General features: G+C 67.7%; 21 protein-coding genes. 12 read left to right on the top strand and 9 right to left on the bottom strand.

What is annotated here, in order from left to right:
• The first annotated feature begins 37 nt into the window (after positions 1-37).
• Genes MF607_RS16785 through MF607_RS16770 form a run of 4 tightly spaced genes read left to right on the top strand, consistent with a single transcriptional unit; the run spans position 38 to position 3,524 of the window.
• Positions 38-646, top strand: a complete 609-nt coding sequence (locus MF607_RS16785) for a class I SAM-dependent methyltransferase (RefSeq protein WP_242120916.1) — start codon at positions 38-40, stop codon at positions 644-646.
• Positions 647-685: 39 nt separating this feature from the next.
• Positions 686-1,765, top strand: a complete 1,080-nt coding sequence (locus MF607_RS16780; protein ID WP_242120914.1) for a type III polyketide synthase — start codon at positions 686-688, stop codon at positions 1,763-1,765.
• Complete coding sequence (locus tag MF607_RS16775; protein WP_242120913.1) at positions 1,762-2,448, top strand: methyltransferase domain-containing protein; 687 nt, start codon at positions 1,762-1,764, stop codon at positions 2,446-2,448. The genes MF607_RS16780 and MF607_RS16775 overlap by 4 nt, the downstream gene beginning before the upstream one ends.
• Positions 2,427-3,524 (top strand): FAD-dependent monooxygenase, encoded by a 1,098-nt coding sequence (locus MF607_RS16770; protein WP_242120912.1) that lies wholly within the window; start codon positions 2,427-2,429, stop codon positions 3,522-3,524. The genes MF607_RS16775 and MF607_RS16770 overlap by 22 nt, the downstream gene beginning before the upstream one ends.
• Here the strand turns inward: MF607_RS16770 and MF607_RS16765 are convergent.
• Both MF607_RS16765 and MF607_RS16760 read right to left on the bottom strand, forming a co-directional pair.
• The gene (locus MF607_RS16765) at positions 3,500-4,252 is read right to left on the bottom strand and encodes a molybdopterin-dependent oxidoreductase (protein WP_242120910.1); all 753 of its coding nucleotides are present in this window, start codon (positions 4,250-4,252) and stop codon (positions 3,500-3,502) included. The two genes, MF607_RS16770 and MF607_RS16765, sit on opposite strands and share 25 nt — an antisense overlap.
• Positions 4,249-4,938, bottom strand: coding sequence for a cytochrome b/b6 domain-containing protein (locus tag MF607_RS16760; protein WP_242120908.1), 690 nt, complete (start codon positions 4,936-4,938; stop codon positions 4,249-4,251). Before MF607_RS16760 ends, MF607_RS16765 begins: the two co-directional genes overlap by 4 nt.
• Before the next feature lie 78 nt (positions 4,939-5,016).
• On the opposite strand from MF607_RS16760, the gene MF607_RS16755 reads away from it, so the two are divergent.
• Positions 5,017-5,622: a flavin reductase family protein gene (locus MF607_RS16755; protein WP_242120906.1), complete on the top strand. Its 606-nt coding sequence runs from the start codon at positions 5,017-5,019 to the stop codon at positions 5,620-5,622.
• 65 nt (positions 5,623-5,687) lie between these two features.
• Here the strand turns inward: MF607_RS16755 and MF607_RS16750 are convergent, their stop codons facing one another.
• Positions 5,688-6,446 carry a sulfite exporter TauE/SafE family protein gene (locus tag MF607_RS16750; RefSeq protein ID WP_242120904.1) on the bottom strand — a complete coding sequence of 253 codons (759 nt, stop codon included), beginning with the start codon at positions 6,444-6,446 and terminating at the stop codon, positions 5,688-5,690.
• 190 nt (positions 6,447-6,636) lie between these two features.
• Here MF607_RS16750 and MF607_RS16745 point away from each other — a divergent pair, with 190 nt between their 5' ends.
• Complete coding sequence (locus MF607_RS16745; RefSeq protein WP_242120902.1) at positions 6,637-7,023, top strand: HdeA/HdeB family chaperone; 387 nt, start codon at positions 6,637-6,639, stop codon at positions 7,021-7,023.
• 43 nt (positions 7,024-7,066) lie between these two features.
• Here the strand turns inward: MF607_RS16745 and rlmN are convergent, their stop codons facing one another.
• The 3 genes from rlmN to MF607_RS16730 all read right to left on the bottom strand — a co-directional run bounded on the left by rlmN (position 7,067) and on the right by MF607_RS16730 (position 9,564).
• Positions 7,067-8,245, bottom strand: a complete 1,179-nt coding sequence (gene rlmN / locus MF607_RS16740; RefSeq protein ID WP_488803479.1) for a dual-specificity RNA methyltransferase RlmN — start codon at positions 8,243-8,245, stop codon at positions 7,067-7,069.
• 213 nt (positions 8,246-8,458) lie between these two features.
• Positions 8,459-8,902 carry a hypothetical protein gene (locus tag MF607_RS16735; RefSeq protein WP_242120898.1) on the bottom strand — a complete coding sequence of 148 codons (444 nt, stop codon included), beginning with the start codon at positions 8,900-8,902 and terminating at the stop codon, positions 8,459-8,461.
• Positions 8,899-9,564 carry a histidine phosphatase family protein gene (locus MF607_RS16730; protein ID WP_242120896.1) on the bottom strand — a complete coding sequence of 222 codons (666 nt, stop codon included), beginning with the start codon at positions 9,562-9,564 and terminating at the stop codon, positions 8,899-8,901. The genes MF607_RS16735 and MF607_RS16730 overlap by 4 nt, the downstream gene beginning before the upstream one ends.
• A gap of 131 nt (positions 9,565-9,695) precedes the next feature.
• Between MF607_RS16730 and MF607_RS16725 the strand changes: the two genes are divergently transcribed.
• The 4 genes from MF607_RS16725 (at position 9,696) to MF607_RS16710 (ending at position 14,414) form a co-directional block, all read left to right on the top strand.
• Entirely contained in the window at positions 9,696-10,355 is a 660-nt protein-coding gene (locus MF607_RS16725; protein WP_242120894.1) for an outer membrane protein, read from the top strand.
• Positions 10,356-10,653: 298 nt separating this feature from the next.
• Positions 10,654-11,766, top strand: a complete 1,113-nt coding sequence (gene dnaN / locus MF607_RS16720; RefSeq protein WP_242120892.1) for a DNA polymerase III subunit beta — start codon at positions 10,654-10,656, stop codon at positions 11,764-11,766.
• 204 nt (positions 11,767-11,970) lie between these two features.
• Entirely contained in the window at positions 11,971-13,854 is a 1,884-nt protein-coding gene (gene sppA, locus MF607_RS16715) for a signal peptide peptidase SppA (protein ID WP_242120890.1), read from the top strand.
• The gene (locus MF607_RS16710; protein ID WP_242120888.1) at positions 13,851-14,414 is read left to right on the top strand and encodes a GNAT family N-acetyltransferase; all 564 of its coding nucleotides are present in this window, start codon (positions 13,851-13,853) and stop codon (positions 14,412-14,414) included. The genes sppA and MF607_RS16710 overlap by 4 nt, the downstream gene beginning before the upstream one ends.
• Before the next feature lie 139 nt (positions 14,415-14,553).
• Here MF607_RS16710 and MF607_RS16705 read toward each other — a convergent pair whose 3' ends face one another.
• Positions 14,554-15,354 carry a class I SAM-dependent methyltransferase gene (locus MF607_RS16705; protein WP_242120886.1) on the bottom strand — a complete coding sequence of 267 codons (801 nt, stop codon included), beginning with the start codon at positions 15,352-15,354 and terminating at the stop codon, positions 14,554-14,556.
• A gap of 25 nt (positions 15,355-15,379) precedes the next feature.
• On the opposite strand from MF607_RS16705, the gene MF607_RS16700 reads away from it, so the two are divergent.
• Positions 15,380-15,577, top strand: coding sequence for a hypothetical protein (locus tag MF607_RS16700; protein WP_242120884.1), 198 nt, complete (start codon positions 15,380-15,382; stop codon positions 15,575-15,577).
• A gap of 68 nt (positions 15,578-15,645) precedes the next feature.
• Positions 15,646-16,440 carry a c-type cytochrome gene (locus MF607_RS16695; RefSeq protein WP_242120882.1) on the top strand — a complete coding sequence of 265 codons (795 nt, stop codon included), beginning with the start codon at positions 15,646-15,648 and terminating at the stop codon, positions 16,438-16,440.
• On the opposite strand, the gene MF607_RS16690 is transcribed toward MF607_RS16695, so the two are convergent.
• Entirely contained in the window at positions 16,434-17,645 is a 1,212-nt protein-coding gene (locus MF607_RS16690; protein WP_242120880.1) for an aspartyl protease family protein, read from the bottom strand. The two genes, MF607_RS16695 and MF607_RS16690, sit on opposite strands and share 7 nt — an antisense overlap.
• Positions 17,636-19,183 carry a TadA family conjugal transfer-associated ATPase gene (locus MF607_RS16685; RefSeq protein WP_242120878.1) on the bottom strand — a complete coding sequence of 516 codons (1,548 nt, stop codon included), beginning with the start codon at positions 19,181-19,183 and terminating at the stop codon, positions 17,636-17,638. The genes MF607_RS16690 and MF607_RS16685 overlap by 10 nt, the downstream gene beginning before the upstream one ends.
• Positions 19,184-19,207: the final 24 nt, after the last annotated feature.

The following is a 19,207-nucleotide window of genomic DNA, read 5'->3' as shown; positions in this document are numbered from 1 at the left end:
TGACCATGGCCGCCCGGCCATCCGTTCGAGGATTTCCATGACGACGACTTCCAACGCCGCGACCCGACGGAAGCCGCGCGGCGTACCATCGCCGGCCGGCATTTTCCTCCGTGGCTTCGTGAAGCATCCGGTGATGGTCGGGTCGGTCATACCGTCGTCGAACCGCCTGATCCGCAAGATGCTGGCCCCGATCGACTGGGCCACTGCCAAGGTGGTGGTCGAATATGGTCCGGGCGTCGGCACCTTCTGCCGCCCGATCCTCGAACGCCTCGCCCCCGATGCGCAGTTGATCGTCATCGATACCAACCCCGATTTCATCGATTATCTGAACGCCACCATCCTCGATTCGCGCTTCTCGGCGGTCCATGGATCGGCGGCCGATGTCGAACGGATCGTCGCCGATCATGGTCAGCCGCACGCGGATTACGTGCTGTCGGGCCTGCCTTTTTCGACGCTCCCGGCCGGTGTGGGGGACGATATCGCCGCTGCGACGCAGGCGGTGTTGCGGCCGGGCGGGGCATTCCTCGTCTATCAGTTCAACCCGCGGGTCCGCGATTTCCTCGACCGGCAATTCGCGCGGATCGATCACGACATGGAATGGTGGAACGTGCCGCCGGCCCAGCTTTGGTGGGCGTGGAAGGACTGATTTCGTAGCCATTTGCGGCCCCGGTGCGTTGACGCCGCAATGACTTCTCCCGTCGCGCCTGTCGCCTGGCTCAACGCGGTCGCCACCGCGACGCCTGCCCACGACATTCACCACGCCTTTATCGACTGGGCGCGCGCGCGACTGCCGTTGCGTGAGGCGCGGCTGTTCGACCGGATGGTCGAGCGTGCCGGGATCGCCCGGCGCTGGTCGGTGCTGCCGCAGGGCGCCGATGGTGGATCGCCGGTCGCGGCGGGCGGCTTCTATGCCGATGCGATGCCCGGCACCGCCGCGCGCATGACCGTCTATGCCGATGCCGCGCCGACCCTGGCGCTGTCGGCGATCGACCGGCTTGCTGCGCAGCATCCGCTGGGAAACGTCACCCATATCGTCGTCGCCAGCTGCACCGGCTTCGTCGCGCCGGGCGTCGATCAGATCATCGCCGCGCGGCTCGGCCTGCCGTCCACGACCGAGCGGCTGCTGATCGGCTTCATGGGCTGTTACGCCGCCGTCGCCGCGCTGCGCAGCGTCCGCCATATCGTCCGCTCCGAACCCGCGGCGCGGGTGCTGGTCATCACGGTCGAGCTGTCGACGCTGCACCTGCAACCGGCGGTCACGCTCGAACCATTGCTGGCGATGCTGCAATTCGGGGACGGCGCGGCGGCGGCACTGGTGACCGCCGACCCGGCCGGCATCGCGATCGAGACGCCGTTCGCTGCCGCGCTGCCCGACTCCGCCGATCTGATCCGCTGGGACATTACCGACGCCGGTTTCGCGATGCATTTGTCGGGCGAAGTGCCGGGGCGCATCGCCACCGCGCTGACCGATCCGGGTTTCGCGGCGGCGGCGACCGGGGGACGATCGCTGGCCGAGGTCGATGGCTGGGCGGTCCATGCCGGCGGGCGATCGATCCTCGACGCGGTCGAACGCAGCCTGTCGCTGTCGCCCGATGCACTCAACGCGTCGCGCGGGGTGCTGGCCGCGAACGGCAACATGTCGTCGGCGACGCTGATGTTCGTCCTTGCCGAACTGCTCGCCGGACCACCGGTCACCAACGGCATCGCGCTCGCCTTCGGCCCCGGCCTTGCCGCCGAGGGGTTCGGCTTCCGGAGCGCGGCATGAGCTTCGCGCGGGTTCATGCCGATGAGGCGATGGACGATCCCGCGCTCGATCCGGCAATCTATGCGTCGGTGCTGCGCGATCTGGCACGGGTCAACCGGGTGACGATGGCGGCGCGACCGACGCTCGCCTTCCTGTCGGGGATCGTCGGGCGGGGCGATCGGCTGAAGCTGCTCGATATCGGCTATGGCGATGGCGATATGCTGCGCCGGATCGCGCGCTGGGCAGTGGCGAGGGGCGTGGCGGCGGAACTGGTCGGTATCGACCTGAACCCGCGCAGCGAAGCCATCGCCCGTACCGATACGCCATCGGATCTGCCGATCACCTATCGCACCGGCGACTATACCGATCTGGCGGGGCAGGGCTGGGACGTGATCGTCTCCAGCCTTGTCGCGCACCACATGACCCACGAGCAGCTGGTCGCGTTCCTGCGCTTCATGGAAGCGGAGGCGGCGCGCGGCTGGTTCGTCAACGATCTGCACCGCCATCGCTTCGCGCATCGCGGCTATCCGCTGCTTGCCACGCTGATGCGCTGGCATCCGATCGTCCGCGCCGACGGCACGCTGTCGATCGCGCGCTCCTATCGCCCCGACGAATGGCCGCCGATCCTCGCCGAGGCGGGGATTGCGGACGCGCAGGTGCGGCGGCGCTTCCCCTTTCGGCTATGCGTCGAACGTCGGCGCTGATCGCGGGCGGCGGCCCGGCCGGGGCGGTCGCGGCGCTGCTGCTGGCGCGCAGCGGCGCCGGGCCGGTGCTGCTGGAGCGGTCGCGCGGCACGCCCGATGCTTTGTGCGGCGGATTCTTGTCGTGGCGGACGCTGGCATCGCTCCGGCAGATCGGGGTCGAGCCGGAGGGGCATGTAGTGCGTCGGGTGGTGCTGTTCGCCGGCAGCGGTCGCTCCGAATCACCGCTGCCAGCGCCCGCGATCGGCCTGTCGCGGCGGCGGCTCGATGCCCTGCTGCTGGCAGCGGCGCAGGCGGCTGGGGCAGGGGTCGAACGCGGCGTGGCGATCCGGTCGGCCGACGAGCGCACGCTGCATACCGGCGACGGGGCTGAGGTCGCCGGGGAGACGCTGTTCTTCGCCACCGGCAAGCACGACCTGCGCGGGGCGATGCGCGATGCCGATCCCGGGGCCGATCCGGCGATGGGGGTACGGGTCCGGCTGGCCGCGCATCCGGCGCTCACCCGGCTGGTCGGCGACGCGATCGAACTCCACGCCTTTGCCGGTGGCTATGGCGGGCTGGTGCTGCAGGAAGATGGCAGCGCCAATCTGTGCATGGCGCTGCGCCGGTCGCGGCTGCGCGCGGCGGGCGATCTGCCCGGCTTGTTGCGGCTATTGGCGACCGAATGCCCGGCGCTCGGCGAACGGCTGGCCTATCTGGCCGAAACCCCGACGATCGATGCGGTCGCCAACGTCCCCTATGGCTGGCGCGCGCGCACGACCGGGGCGGGGGTGTATCGGCTGGGCGATCAGGCGGGGGTGATCCCGTCGCTCGCCGGCGAAGGCATGGGCATCGCCATCGCCAGCGCGATCCGCGCGGTCGCGGCGTGGCAGCACCGGGGCGCGGGCGGAGCGATCGGCTATCAGCGCGATCTGGCGCGTGCGCTCCGCCGCCCGATCATGCTGGCGGGGCTGCTTCGGACGCTGGCCGAGGACCGGCGGGGCAGCGCGCTGTTGCTGGCAGGGGGGCGAGTGCCATGGCTGGTCGGCAAGGCGGCGGCATGGACCCGCGTCGATCAGATGCCGGCATACCAGTCGTAACCGGCGACATCCTCCCAGAAGCCGCCCTTGCCGCCCGCAATGGGGTTCAACGACGCCACCGCCTCGATCCGTTCGACATATTTGGCGTGTTTGTAGCCCAGTTGCCGCTCGACCCGCAGCCGCAGTGGTGCGCCGTTCGGCACGCCGAGCAGCCGGTCGTTGAGCGCCCACGCCAATATCGTCTGCGGATGAAAGGCATCGATCAGGTCGATCGATTCATAATAAGGCCGCCCACCGATCGCATCGGCGCAGTGGAACACCAGATACCGCGCATCGGGCCGCAGCCCGGCGGGGTCGAGGAGGCGCGACAGCCGCGGTCCGGTCCACTTCCCGATCGCGCTCCATCCCTCGACGCAGTCATGGCGCGTGATCTGCTGACGCGACGGCATCGACCGGATCTGGTCGAGCCGCAGCGACAGCGGGCGCGTCACCAGCCCGTCGACGCGCACCCGCCAGTCGGCGAAGCGGTTGGCGGCGTGCGCATTATAGTCCGGCGTGTTGGGATTGTTGGTCCCGTTGGCGCGAAAGATCGGCGACCGCTGTTCCGGCCGATATTCGACCGCCAGCGCATCCCGCGCGGTAATCGCCCGCTGCAACCCGCGATGCGCGACCTCCGCCCCGCCCAATAGCTGTTGCGCCGCCGGCAGTTGCGCTACCCGGTCGCATGCCGCGACCAGCCCGCCGGCCCCGACAACCAGCGCCGACCGGCGGGAGAGCAGCCGGCTCATTCGGGCACCCGCCAGCGCCCGGTGACCATCGACCGCACCTCGTTCACCGCTCCCGCCAAAATCACCAGCACCAGATGGACGATGACGAACAGGGTGATGCCGCTGGCGGCGAGGAAATGGATCGACCGCGCCGACTGCCGTCCGCCGAGCACCTCCAGCACCCACGGAAACGCCGCGTTCAACCCCGGGGACATCGCGATCCCGGTCAGGATCACTAGCGGCAGCAGCCCGAAGAGCACCAGCACATAGCTTAATTTCTGGAGCACGTTGTAGTCGCCCGGCGCCTCCGGATCATGGAAGCGGAACGCCAGATGCGCGCGGATATCGGCGGTCAGATGCGCCCACGACAATTCGCGCCGCCGGATCGCCAAATCGCGTTGAAAATGCCGGTTGAGCAGGCTGGCGACCATATAGGCCAGCAGCCCGAAGCCCAGCACCAGCGCAAAGCTCAGATGCCAGTTGCGCGCCAGCGCCAGATTATAATTCTGCGGGATCGTCACCCATCTCGGAAACCGGTCGAAGGTCAGCCACGCATGGTCGAAATTCGCGCCATAGCGACCCCAATAGAGTCGGGGATGCGCGTTCAGGATCATCAGCCCGCTGCCGATCAGGATGATGACCGCGACCGCGTTGACCCAGTGCCACAGGCGTGTGGCCAGTCGGTGGCGATGGATCGAACGCGTCATGTCCTTGGTCTAGGCCGGATCGCGTCGATTGCGAAGCATGGTTGCGTCGATGGTGCGGATCGTGCGTTGGGGGCGGGCATGACCGAATTTCACTCCTATGCGCCGGCCGAGGGCCATCGCCTGCCGCACGACCCGTTCAACGCGATCATCGCGCCGCGCCCGATCGGCTGGATCGCCAGCGTGTCGGCGGAAGGGAAACGCAATCTCGCGCCCTACAGTTTCTTCAACGCCTTCAACTATCGCCCGCCGATCATCGGCTTCGCCTCGACCGGGGCCAAGGATACGCTCGCCAATATCCGCGCGACGGGCGAGTTCGTCTGGAACCTCGCGACCCGGGCGCAGGCCGACGCGATGAACGCGACGTCGGCAACGACCGAGGCCGACGAGTTCGTGCTCGCCGGGCTCGACACGCTTGCGTCGACAACCGTCGCGCCGCCGCGCGTCGCGGGATCGCCGGTTCAGTTCGAATGCCGATCGACCCAGATCGTCCGCCTGACCGATCATGCCTGCGGCGAAATCGATACGTGGCTGGTGCTCGGCGAAGTGGTGCATGTCCATATCGACCCCGCCTTGCTGGAGGACGGCATCTACCGCACCGAACGCGCGCACCCGATCCTGCGCGGCGGCGGGGCGGGGGATTATTTCGAACCCGGCGAACGCTTCGACCTGCGCCGGCCAAAATAATCCTCCCCGGGACGGGGAGGGGGACCATGCGCAGCATGGTGGAGGGGGCGTCCCGCGGACGTGCGCTATCCGTACGCGCGGACGAAAAACGCCACCGTGACGCTGAACGTCACCAGCAACGTCCACGCCCGCACCTGTCCCGAGGTCAGCTTCACTCCCAGTTTCGCCCCCAGCCAGCCGCCGAAGATCCCGCCCAGCAGCATGGGGATGCATGCCGCCCATGCGACCATGCCCCCGACGATGAACACGATCGCCGCCGCGCTGTTGGCGGTGGCCAGCATCAGGGTGCGGGGTGCCGCCATCGATTTGGGATCGGTGCCGGCCAGCAGGCCATAGGTCGCGGTGACCATCATGCCCACGCCGCCGCCGAAATAGCCGCCATAGACGCCGAGCAGCACCTGCGCGACGACCAGCGTCGCCGGCCCGATCGTCACCCGGTCGTGCAGCCACACCGCCGCCCGCTTGCCGAGCGCGATGGCAAGGAACGCGACCAGCAGCAGCCACGGCACGATGACGTCGAACAGGTCGCTGGGCGTCCATACCAGCAAAAGGCTGCCGACCAGTCCCGAGACGAAGGTGATGGCGGCCAGCAACCGGATCGGCAATCCGCCGAGCGGCTGCAGCCCTTTGCGATAGGCCCAGGCGCTGGCGATCGCGCCCGGCTGCAACGCCACGTTCGACGTCGCATTGGCGATCGATCCGGGCAGCCCGAGCGCGATCAGCGCCGGCATCGTCGCGAACGTGCCGCCACCGGCCAGCGCGTTCATCGCGCCGCCGACCACACCGGCACCGGCCGCGAGCAACAGGGAGGAGGTGTCGAGCATCGGGCGGGCTAGATACTATCGGCCCGGGACTGTCGAGGGGCCACCCGATCCGGCGTACATTACGACCGTTTCATCCGGTACGAAGGGACGGCGCGGCGCGTAATTAAACGTCCGTCATATTCGGATCGGAGGCGAAACAACCCGTCGGCTCGCGCGATTCCTCAGCCTCTGGCAAAGAGGAGATGACATCATGAAGAAACTGGTTTTTGCGATCGTCGGCACCCTTGGCGTTCTGAGCGGCGGGGCTGCCCTCGCTACCCAGCCGGCGAAGAAGCCGTGGGTGACCGAAGCGGCGCAGCTCCCCGGCCGCGCCGGCACCGAACGGACGGTCGCCGTCATCAAGAGCGGCAGGAACCTCGAAACCGTCAGCTGTCGCGACTTCAACATGCTCGACGAATCGTTCAAGCCGGAAGCGATCCGCTACGCCGCCAATTACGGTCCGAAGGGCAAGCCGCATCCGACCGTCACCGTCGCGGGTGTCGAAACGATCCGGCCGATGGTGGTGGCAAGCTGCAAGGCGCGGCCCGGCGATCATTTCGCCGCGTCGGTCGACGCTGCGCTGAAGCACCGCGGTTGACGATATGCGGCCCGGCGGCACATCGCCGCCGGGCCGGCATCGTTCAGATCGCTGCCGCTTCCGCCGCCTCGCGATCGCGTTCCGCGCGGCTCTTCTTTTCGGCCGCGGTCTTCAACTGGCCACAGGCCGCCCCGATATCCTGCCCGCGCGTGCGGCGGACGGGGGCCGAAATGCCGCCTTCGAACACGATGTCGCTGAACGCGCGGATGCGGTCGGGCGTCGAACATTCGTACGGCGCGCCCGGCCATGGATTGAACGGGATCAGATTGACCTTCGCCGGCAGCTGATACTTGCGCAGCAGCCGCACCAGTTCGCGCGCATCGTCGTCGCTGTCGTTCTTGTCCTTCAGCATCACATATTCGAAGGTGATGCGCCGGGCATTGTTGGCGCCGGGATAGTCGGCGCACGCCTGCAACAATTCCTCGATACCGTATTTGCGGTTGAGCGGCACGATCTCGTCGCGCACCTCCTTGGTCACCGCGTGCAGCGACACGGCGAGGTTCACGCCGATCTCCTCGCCCGCGCGGGCCATCATCGGCACCACGCCCGAGGTGCTGAGCGTGATCCGCCGCTTGGACAGGGCAAGGCCGTCGCCGTCCATCACGACGCTCAGCGCATCGCGCACCGCATCGAAATTATAGAGCGGCTCGCCCATGCCCATCATCACGATGTTGGTCAGCATCCGCCCCTCGGGCTGGCTCGGCCATTCGCCCAGCGCATCGCGCGCCAGCATCACCTGCCCGACGATCTCGCCCGGCGTCAGGTTGCGCACCAGCCGCATCGTACCGGTGTGGCAGAAGGTGCAGTTGAGCGTACAACCGACCTGGCTCGACACGCACAACGTCCCCCGATCGGCGTCGGGGATGAACACCATCTCGTAATCCTGCCCGTCGGGCGAGGTCAGCAGCCATTTGCGCGTACCGTCGTTCGAGACCTGCGCTTCCTTCACATCGGGGCGGCCGATGACGAAGTGCTTGTCGAGCGTCGGATGCTGCGCCTTAGCGATGTCGGTCATCGCCGAAAACGCGGTCGCGCCGCGATTGTAGATCCAGTGCCAGATCTGCTTGGCGCGCAGCTTCGCCTGTTTCGCGTCGAACCCGGCGGCTTCGAGTGCGGCACGGATTTCGGCCTTGGACAGCCCGACCAGATCGGTGCGGCCATCGGGACGCGGCGCCAGCGGCCGCGGAACGGGCACGGGGTCGACATGGCCGGGAATCGGCATGGGGGGCGACGATACTGTCAGCATCGGCGGGATATAGCCGATTTGCGGTGGGATTTCCACTCGGACATCCGTTCACTCACACAACGTTCGTCCTGAGTAGCCGCTGAGCCTGTCGAAGCGGCGTATCGAAGGACTGCTGACCAAGTGCTTCGATACGGGCCTTCGACTTCGCTCAGTCTCTACTCAGCACGAACGGTTGGAGCGTCGGATACCCTACAAACACCCCAGCGCCGCCGCATCGATCGCTGTCGCCGCCCCGGCCAGCGCATAGACGTCGACGAACGGCGCGCCGTTCTCGGCGACGCTCTCGATGCTCATCGACCGTCCGCCGCGCATCGCCGCGACGATCGCGCGGTCGGTGGCGGTATCGGGGCTCCATGCGTCGATCCGCCCGGCCTTCAGTTCGAACCGCCGCTCGCCGACCGCCAGCACGACCTGCGCCCGGTCGCTACGGGCCCGGCTGAGCCGGACATGGACCTGCCCCCGTGCCCCCGCACCCGGCCAGTTGCCGATGCTGGCGAAGGGCGTGCCGGTACGCCCCCGCACCGGACGACTGATCGCATAGCAGCGTGTCGGCGCATCGTCGCGAAACGCGCCCCAGCGCTGGTGGATACCGATCGCCTGCGGTGCCGCCACCGTCAGCAGCAGCGCGATCAAGCCGGCGCCGCCATCGACGGCCCGCCGCTGCCCAGATGCGCGATCGTCTCGTGCCCGCCCTCGATCAGCGCGATCGATCCCTGCGGCAGGTCGGGCGCGACCGGCGCATCGAATTGCGGCAGCACGTCGACTCCGGTGAGCACACCGCGCAGCACCCGGCTCGACATGCCGTGCATGATGACCAGCCGATCACCGGGATCGGCATCGGTGTCGCTCGCCCAGCCACCGACCCGCGCCGCGATCGCGTCATACCATTCGCCGCCCGGCGCCGGGCGGCGGTACAGCCGCGCCTCGACATCGAGGAAGTCGGCGTCCGCCCCGACCAGTTCGTGATAATAGCGTCCCGACCATTCGCCCATGCCGATCTCGACCAGACGGTCGTCGCGGCGCGCCGCGTGCCAGTCGAGTTCGAGATGTTCGGCGATGATCGCCAGCGTCTGGAGCGCGCGACCCGCGCTCGACGCCCATAGCGTCAGCTTCGGCTTCGCGCCCAGCAGATCGCGTAGCGCCGCGCCCATCGCATCGGCCTGTGCGAAGCCCTTGCGGGTCAGCGGAGTATGCGGGTGATCGCCCTGCATCCGCTGCGCGATATTGTACACGGTCTCGCCATGGCGGGCGATGAAGTCGCGTCCCTTGCGGGCGGCGTGGGGATGGGTCGTCATGGTCCTGCTTTCAAGCCCGTGTTGCGCGATTGCAACGGTTTTCGCTGTTTAGGTGAGGTTCATGCAACGCCCGGCGAATGCGTCCATTGAACCCCGGCGCCCATATGGGCGGTGACAATGGAGTTTCGACTATGCGTACCCTCACCCTCGGTCTTGCCGCTGCCGGCACCGCCCTTTCCGCCGCGCCCGCCATGGCGCAGGACGTCAACCCGGCCTTTACCGGTTTCCGCGTCGGCGCGCTCGCCGGTTATGACGGCATCCGTCCGGGCAGCACCCAGGATACCGACCTCGATGGCGACGACCAGACCGTCAACGGCCTGCTCTACGGCGTCGATGCCGGCTACGATTTCGCGCTGAGCAACTTCCTGATCGGCGTCGAGGGCGAATATACCGGATCGACCGGCAAGGTGGAAACCGCGCGCACCGATCCGAACTTCTTCGGCTTTGGCAGCGTGTCGACCGGCCGCGACCTCTATGTCGGCGCGCGCGCCGGCCTGCTCGTCGCGCCGACCACGCTCGCCTATGTGAAGGGCGGCTACACCAACGCCCGCCTCAACGTGCTGGCCAGCGACGGCACCGTCGACAGCCGCGAGAATTTTGAACTCAACGGCTATCGTCTGGGCGCCGGTGTCGAACAGGCGATCGGCTCGCGCGCCTATGCCAAGCTTGAATATCGCTATTCGAACTACAACAACGCCGACTTCCAGTTCCGCGACGGCAGCACCACGTCGCAATTCGACATCGATACCGACCGGCATCAGGTCGTCGCGGGCGTCGGCATCCGCTTCTGATCTCTGACGGGAACGCGCCGGTGCGCGTTCCCGCAGGCGGTGCCGGCCCGCTCCCCCGCCCGGCCACCCATTCAGGATACTGTCGTGGGTAGCAGGGCGGGGGAGCGGGTCGGCAGCGCAAGTCGCTCGAGAGAGCGACCAAAGCGACGCGTTTACATCTCGGTAACCAAGTTGCGCGAGGAGGGTCGGAGCAGTTTGCTCCGGCCCTTCTTTGCGCTAGACACCCTGCTCGGTTTTCTAAGGGGTCGGCACCGAATCCGCCGGCCCGAGTGCGAGCGCATCCGCGCAGGGGAACATCATGAAGGCGACGATCGAACGCGCGACCCTGTTGAAGGGCCTCAGCCACGTCCAGTCCGTGGTCGAGCGGCGCAATACCATCCCCATCCTGTCGAACGTGCTGATCGAGGCAGGCGAATCGACGCTGCGCCTGATGGCGACCGACCTCGATCTCCAGATCGACGAGACGATCGCGGCGGCGATCGATCAGGCGGGCGCGATCACCGTGTCGGCGCACACGCTGTTCGACATCGCCCGCAAGCTGCCCGAGGGCGCACAGGTGCAGTTGTCGGCGGCCGAAGGGCGGTTGACCGTGGTCGCCGGGCGCGCGCGCTTCAGCCTCGCCACGCTGCCGCGCGACGATTTCCCGGTGATCGCCGAGGGCGAACTGCCGACGCAATTCGAACTGCCCGCGACCACGCTGAAGGCGATCATCGACAAGACCCGTTTCGCGATCTCGACCGAGGAAACGCGCTATTATCTGAACGGCATCTTCCTCCACGTCGCCGAGAATGACGGCAAGCCGGTGCTGAAGGCCGCTGCGACCGATGGCCACCGCCTTGCCCGCATGACCGTCGACCGGCCCGAGGGCGCGGAGAAGATGCCCGACGTCATCGTGCCGCGCAAATGCGTCGCCGAACTGCGCAAGCTGTTGGACGAGGTCGACGGCTCGGTCGGCGTGTCGCTGTCGGGCAGCAAGATCCGCTTCGATCTGGGGCAGGCGATCCTGACCAGCAAGCTGATCGACGGCACCTTCCCCGATTACTCGCGCGTCATCCCGACCGCGAATGACAAGCTGCTCAAGCTCGACCCGAAAAGCTTCATGGCCGGCGTCGATCGCGTGTCGACCATCGCCACCGAAAAGACCCGCGCGGTCAAGATGGCGCTCGACCGCGACAAGATCACCCTGTCGGTGACGTCGCCGGAAAACGGCGCGGCGGCGGAGGAAGTACCCGGCGAATATGCCGCGCTCCCGTTCGAGATCGGCTTCAACAGCCGCTATCTGCTCGACATTCTCGGACAGATCGACAGCGACCTGTGCGAGGTGCATCTGTCGGATGCCGCCGCCCCGACGCTGATCCGCGAGAACGACGCGTCGCCCGCGCTCTACGTGCTGATGCCGATGCGCGTCTGACGCGCTGTCTTTTCGCCGCCAAACACGTCATCCCAGCGCAGGCTGGGATCTTCCGGTGATAGCACGGTCTGTCTGCCGCGAGAGATCCCAGCCTTCGCTGGGATGACGTTTATTGGAAGTCCGTTCGAAGCAGCCGTGCCGACTCCACTTTACTCGGGCCTTCATCCGGCTATTTATCGCTAGACGATAAACGAAGGAATTGCCGTGAAACTGGTCCGGGGTGCGTGGAAGCTGCTGGTCGGGATCAAGGACGCACTGGTCCTGATCCTGCTGCTGCTGTTCTTCGGCGGTCTGTTCGCTGCCCTGTCGAGCCGCCCCAACACCCGGGTGACCGATGGCGCACTGCTGCTCGACCTGTCGGGGTCGATCGTCGAGCAACCGGCCGAGGCCGATCCGGTCGCGCTGCTCAGCGGCCAGTCGGTGGCACAGCAACTGCGTCTGCGCGACGTGGTCCGCGCGCTCGACGCGGCAAAGGGCGATTCGCGGGTGAAGGTCGTGGTGCTCGACCTCGACAAGTTCGCCGGCGGCTATCCCTCGACACTGGCCGAGGTCGGCGACGCGGTTGCGCGGGTCCGCGCGTCGGGCAAGCCGGTGCTCGCCTATGCCACGCTCTACACCGATGGCGGCTATCGCATCGCGTCGAACGCCAGCGAGATCTGGCAGAACCCGTTCGGCGGCACGCTGTTCCGCGGCCCCGGCGGGTCGCAGCCTTATTACAAGGGCTTGATCGACAAGCTTGGTGTCAATGCGCATGTCTACCGCGTCGGGCAATTTAAGTCCGCTGTCGAACCCTTCACCCGCGCCGACCAGTCCGAACCGGCACGTGCCGCCAATCAGGCGCTGTACGGCGCGATCTTCGACCAGTGGCGGGCGGCGGTGCAGAAGGCGCGGCCCAAGGCACAGATCGACGCCTTCCTGACCCGCCCGGCGGAAACGGTGCAGGCGGCCGGCGGCGATATCGCCCAGGCCAATCTGCGCGGCGGCCTTGTCGACCAGCTCGGCGACCGCATCGCCTTCGGCAACCGTGTTGCCGCACTGGCGGGCGAGGACAAGGGCAAGGGCGCGGGCAGCTTCCGCACGATCAAGTATGACAACTGGCTGGCGGCGAACCCGGTCCCGACCGGCGGCGACGCGGTCGGCGTCATCACCGTCGCCGGCACGATCGTCGATGGCGAGGCGAAGGCCGGCACCGCGGGCGGCGACACCATCGCCAAGCTGCTGCTCGACGGTCTCGCCAGCAAGAACCTGAAGGCGCTGGTCGTCCGCGTCGATTCGCCGGGCGGGTCGGTGCTCGCCTCCGAACGCATTCGCCAGGCGATCCTGCAAGCCAAGCAAGTGTCGAAGATCCCGGTCGTGGTCTCGATGGGCGGCCTCGCCGCATCGGGCGGCTATTGGGTGTCGACCCCGGGTGACGTGATCTTTGCCGAACCCAATACCATTACCGGGTCGATCGGCGTGTTCGGCGTCATCCCGACCTTTGAGAACACCCTTGCCAAGATCGGCGTCACCGCCGATGGCGTCGCCACCACGCCGTTGAGCGGACAGCCCGACGTGATGCGCGGGACCAGCCCGGCGTTCGATGCGATCATGCAGGGCAATGTCGAGGACATTTATCGCCGCTTCACCGGCCTCGTCGCCGCTTCGCGCAAGTTGACGCCGCAGCGGGTCGATCAGATCGGGCAGGGCCGGGTGTGGGACGGCGGCACCGCGCGGCAACTGGGGCTGGTCGACCGCTTCGGCAATCTGAACGATGCCGTCGCCGAGGCCGCGCGCCGCGCGAAGCTCGACCCCGCCAAGGCGCGCGCCGTCTATCTCGACCGTGAACCCAGCGCGTTCGAAAAGCTGATGAAGGGCTTTGCCGATCGCGAGAAGGGCGAGACGACCGACGCCGCCACCGATCTGCTCGGTGCCGCCGCGATCGAACAGCGCGCGCTGATGGCGCAGGCGCTGGGCGACGCCCGCCGGATGCTGACCGCGCGGACCGGCGTGCAGGCGCGCTGCCTCGAATGCGCCGGGCTGGGGCCGGTCACCCCGTCGGCCGACGATGCGTCGCTGTTCGACCTGATCGTGGCGCGGCTGGGCCTATGATCGCGATCCGCGCCGCCCGGCCCGAGGACGCCGCCGCGATCGCCGCGATCTACGCCCCCTATGTGCTGGGCGGCACGGTGTCGTTCGAAACCGAGGCGCCGGACACCCGCGCGATCCGCCACCGCATGGCCGCCAGCGACGGCTTCTATCCGTGGCTGGTCGCGACGACGGGCGAGGCGGATGGCGATGCCGTGCTCGGCTATGCCTATGCGACGAAGTTCCGCGAACGGCCCGCCTACCGCTATGTCGTCGAAACCTCGATCTACATGGCCGGCAGCGCGCAGCAGAAGGGGACGGGGCGGCTGTTGTACGAAGCGCTGATCGACACGCTGCGCGCGCAGGGCTTTACCCAGGCGATCGGCGTGCTGTCGCTCCCCAACGACGCGTCGATCACGCTGCACGAAGCGGTCGGCTTCCGCCGCGCGGGCGTGTATCGCGAGGTCGGCTTCAAACAGGGCCGCTGGATCGATGTCGGCTTCTGGCAATGCCGGCTGAACGAAGGGACGGTTCCGCCGAAGGAGCCGCGGCCGTTCCGCGAAACCGGGGTCGTTCGAAGCTGAACCCTGTTCGCGTTGGGTTCGAGCAACCCCACGCGAAGTCGAGAAGGCGCTGGGTGGAGCAATCCTCCTCGACTGCGATTCGCGATATGCTCGAACCAGCCGGGGTTGGTGGGGGCGGGTATAATCCCGCCCCGAGCCTTCACTTCGGCTTGACGAAGCGCAGCGTCATCCGGTCGCTCTCGCCGATCGCGGCATATTTCGCGCGGTCGACATCCTTCAACCGATAGGTCGGCGGCAGCGTCCACACCCCCTGCGGCCAATCGGCGGTGTCCTTCGGGTTGGCGTTGACGTTCGACCTGCCTGCCAGCTTGAACCCGGCCTTGGTCGCAAAGGCGATGACCGAGCTTTCCTTCATATAACCCGACTTTTCCTCGGCGGCGGCATCGCGGCTTTCCGGCAGCCGGTGTTCGACCACGCCCAGCACGCCGCCCGGCTTCAACATCCGGAACATCGCATTGAACGCCGCCTGCGCCTGATCCGCCCCGCCGAAGCGCCAGTTATGGACGTTGCGGAAGGTCAGCACCTTGTCCGCCATGCCGTCGGGCACGCCGGCCTGTCCGGCATCGGACGGGAAGGCGACGGCCTGTGCCTTGCCGAACGCCGTCGCGTCGCGCGCCTGCAGCTTCGTCAGCATCTCGGCCGTCCGCGGCAGCGGACCGGCGGCGACATAGCGACCCTTTTCGCGCAGCATCGGGGCGAGGATTTCGCTGTACCAGCCATTGCCCGGCCAGATCTCGACCACCGTATCGGTCGGCTTCACCCCGAAGAATGCCAGCGTCTCGGCCGGGTGACGATAGCGGTCGCGCGGCGTATTCGCCGGATCGCGCAGCGGCGAGGCGATGGCGGCGGCGATCGGCCCCTTGGGCGCCTGCGCCGGGGCCGGGGTCAGGGCGAGCAGCGCGACACTTAACGCTGGCAGCAACAGGGCGGTTCGACGCATGGCGATTCTCCGGAAAGGACGCTGGGTGGACGATGCTATTATGATCTTATGGACTATTGCGGCGGGCGCGGCGATGCTCTTCGCCGGTTCGGTACTGGCCGAACGCCGCCGTAGCCGCAGGCGCGATCCCGATCGGGTCGGGTGGGTACCATGGACGCTGCTGCAACTGCTGGCGGTGTTGCTGATGGTGTTCAGCGTCGCGATGGCGCTGGCGCAGAAATAGGGCACGATATCCGAACGGTCGCAAAGCTGCTATTCTGTACCCGACAGGATGCGTCGGGGGGGGACGTCATGCGATCATGGGGAATGGTTGCCGCGCTGTTGCTGCTGGCCGGATGCGGGACGACGCGGCCATCGGCCGATATCGACCATGGCCATCGGCTGGCGACGGTGATGGGCTGCACCAGTTGCCATGGCGCGAAGCTCGACGGGCATCTGTTCGAGGAAGATCCGCAATTCGCCCTTGCGTGGAGCAGCAACCTGTCGCGCATCCTGCCGCGCTGGTCCGATCGGCAGATCGAACAGGTGCTGCGCAGCGGACGCCGCCCGGATGGCAGCGTGCTCTGGTTCATGCCGACGTTCGCGCAACGCCAGATATCGGACGATGACCTGCGCGACCTGATCGCATGGCTGCGCACCGTCCCGCCAAGCGGCACCGACCATCCGCCGATCCGTCGCGGCCCGATGTTCGCGGTGGCGATCGAGCATGGGTTTCAGGACTCGGCGGCGCAGGCCGAACGGCTGAAGGCGCGACAGCCGGTCGTGCTGGACGACAGGTTCCGGCAGGGCCGCTATCTGGCGACGATCGCCTGCGCCGAATGCCATGGACCGGAGCTGTCGGGGCCACGCGATCCGCGTCCGGGCGATCCGCCGGACCTGTCGATCGCCGCCGCCTATACGCCGGGCGAATTCGCGCGCCTGCTGACGACCGGCATCAACCGCAACGGCCAGCCCGCCGGCGACATGGCGCAGGAGGCGCGCAAGCGGCTGTCGAGCCTGACCCGGCAGGAGGTGGCGGCGATCCAGGCATATCTGGTCGCCAGAGCGGCGGTGCCGGGTAGCGGCGCAACGCCGCGCGTTCAGTAGAATCGCGCCAGCGTCAGCGTCCTCGTCGCGCCATCGCACAGGGTCAGCCGCACGACCCGCCCCGGCGCATCGGTGCCCCAGCGGACATCGACCCCGCCATCGGGGGTCAGCGCCACCGCCTGTCCATCGACCTGACAGATCAGTTCGTCGGCCTTCCACCCCGCCTTGGCGGCCGGGCTGCCGGCCATGACGTGCAACACGCGCAGCCGCGCCCGATCATAGCCGAGCAGCAGTCCGCTGGTCGATTTGAGCGGGGCGGGCGGGGCGTCGGGATTTGGCAAGAGCAGCATCTGTCCGGCCCCCGGATCGAGCAGCACGCGGTAGCGCAGCAACAGGCCGGTGCCGATCCGCCCGGCGACTCGGACCTGTTTGGCGAAGCCGCCGTCCGCTTCGATCCTGAGTTCGATCGGACCGGTCCTTAGCCCACCCAGTGCCACGGCGTCGGTCACGGTCAGTCCGGCATCGACCACCCCGCCTGCGCCATAGGCGATGGTCGACGTGACGCGCGCGCCCTTGATCGCTGCCGCCCGCCACTGGCTGCGGGCGATGCTGAGCGCCCCGCCGTCGCCGGTATCGACCAGCAACGGGCGGATGCGGGTCCGACCGAGCGTCGCCTGCGTCAGGTACAGGCCGGTGTCCGACTGCCGCGACATCGGCACGCGGGTACCGGTGAACGGCATCCGCCCGCTCGGCAACAGCCGGAAACGGCGATTGGCGAAATCGATGTCGAGCGCGTGCGGGCCGATCAGGTCGGTTCCCACCAATATGTCGGCATCGCCCGACGCGCTGGCGAGCAGTTTCGGCAGGTCGATCACCGCCACCCGCCCACCGCTGCGGCTGAGCGCGCCGAATGCCACCGCCCGGGTCGCTGCCCAGTCGACCCGGATCGATCCGCCCAGCGCGACTCCGGCGGCGGCATCCTTCGTATCGATGGTCAGCTTCGCCCGCCGGGCGAACTCCCGGCTGACCGCACTATGGTTCAGCCCGGTGTCGAGCAGCGCCTGCGCCGCGACGCCGTCGATCGTCATCGCAAAGCGCAGATGGTTGGCAGCCGTCAGCGTGAACGGCACCCAGCGCGCCTCGGCATCGGCGGACAGCGTGCCCTGCGCATGGGCAGCGGCGGGCGCGCAGAGCAGCAGCGCGAGGATCAGGCGAAGCAACACCGCCCGGATGTAGGACGCGCGTTCGATCCGCGCTACAGGCACGCCTCCAGCAATGCCTGGTCGAAGCCATATTGCCGTGCCTTGTCGAGCGTATAGGGGCGCATCCCCATCGATCGATATTCGCCGATGATCTTGCCGTCGGCGCTTTCGTCCAGATATTCGAACTTGAACAGTTCCTGGGTGACGATCACCGGGCCTTCCATCCCGATCACTTCGGTGATGTTGGTCACGCGGCGCGAACCGTCGCGCAGGCGCTTGACCTGTACGACGAGGTCGACCGAATCGGCGATCTGACGGCTGATCGCTTCCTTCGGTACCTTGATGTCCGACATCATCACCATATTCTCCATCCGCGCGAGGCATTCGCGCGGGGAGTTGGCGTGAAGCGTCGCCATCGATCCGTCATGGCCGGTATTCATCGCCGCGAGCAGGTCGAAACACTCGCTGCCGCGAATTTCGCCGAGGATGATGCGGTCCGGGCGCATACGCAGCGCGTTCTTGACCAGATCGCGGATGGTGACCTCGCCTTGCCCTTCCAGATTGGGCGGGCGGGTTTCGAGCGGCAGCCAGTGCGGCTGTTGCAGGCGCAGTTCGGCGGCATCCTCGATGGTCAGCACGCGCTCGCCGGGGTCGATCATCTTCGACAGCGCGTTGAGCATCGTCGTCTTGCCCGAGCCGGTGCCGCCGGAGATGACGATGTTGAACCGGCTGGCGCCCGCGACCTTCAGCGCGGTGGCCATTTCCTTGCTCATCGATCCGAAGCCGGCCATCATGTCGATGGTGATCGGCTTCGCCGAGAATTTGCGGATCGAGATCGCCGTGCCCTTCAGGCTGAGCGGCGGCACGATCACGTTGACGCGGCTGCCGTCCTTCAGCCGGGCATCGGCCAGCGGCGTGGTCTGGTCGACGCGGCGCCCGACCGAGTTGCAGATGCGCTGCGCGATCTGGAACAGATGCTCCTCGTCGCGAAACGCGATATTGGCCAGCTCCAGCTTGCCCTTGCGCTCGACGAAGGTCTGTTCGGGGCCGTTGACCATGATGTCGCTGACCGCCGGATCGGCGAGCAGTTCCTCGAGCGGGCCAAGCCCCAGCAGTTCGTCGACCAGCACCTTTTCCAGCGCGAACTGCTCGCGCCGGTTCAGCGTCAGCTTCAATTCGGCCAGCACCTCGCCGACGATCGGCCGGAATTCCTCGGCCAGTTCGTCCTTGCTGAGCGTCGCGGCGGCTTCGGGATCGACGCGTTCGAGCAGGCGCGGCAGCACCTGTTCCTTGATGCGGTGGATCGAGGATTCGAACCCCTCGACGCGGCTGTTGCCCGCCTCCCCCGACAGCGCCTGCCGATCGGCGAGCCGCTGCATCGCATCGCCCACCCCCTGGGGCAAACTGCCGGCCTGTTCGCCGGGCATCGGCGCGAAATCGTCACCCGACAGCGGCAACTGGGTCAGCGGCGGGAATTGCGCGGCGAGGTCGAGATCGGCGGCACGCGCCGGCCCCGATCCCTGCATCGGCCGCGCCACCCCGAAGGATGGCCTGCCGCCGCCCGCCCCGCTTATGCCGCTCCGCCGTCCGAATGCGTTCACGCCCGCCACCCTTCTGATTCGTGA

This window comes from Sphingomonas lacusdianchii, from assembly GCF_022664395.1.
Lineage (GTDB): Bacteria > Pseudomonadota > Alphaproteobacteria > Sphingomonadales > Sphingomonadaceae > Sphingomonas > Sphingomonas lacusdianchii.
This window is presented reverse-complemented; position numbering and strand designations above follow the sequence as displayed.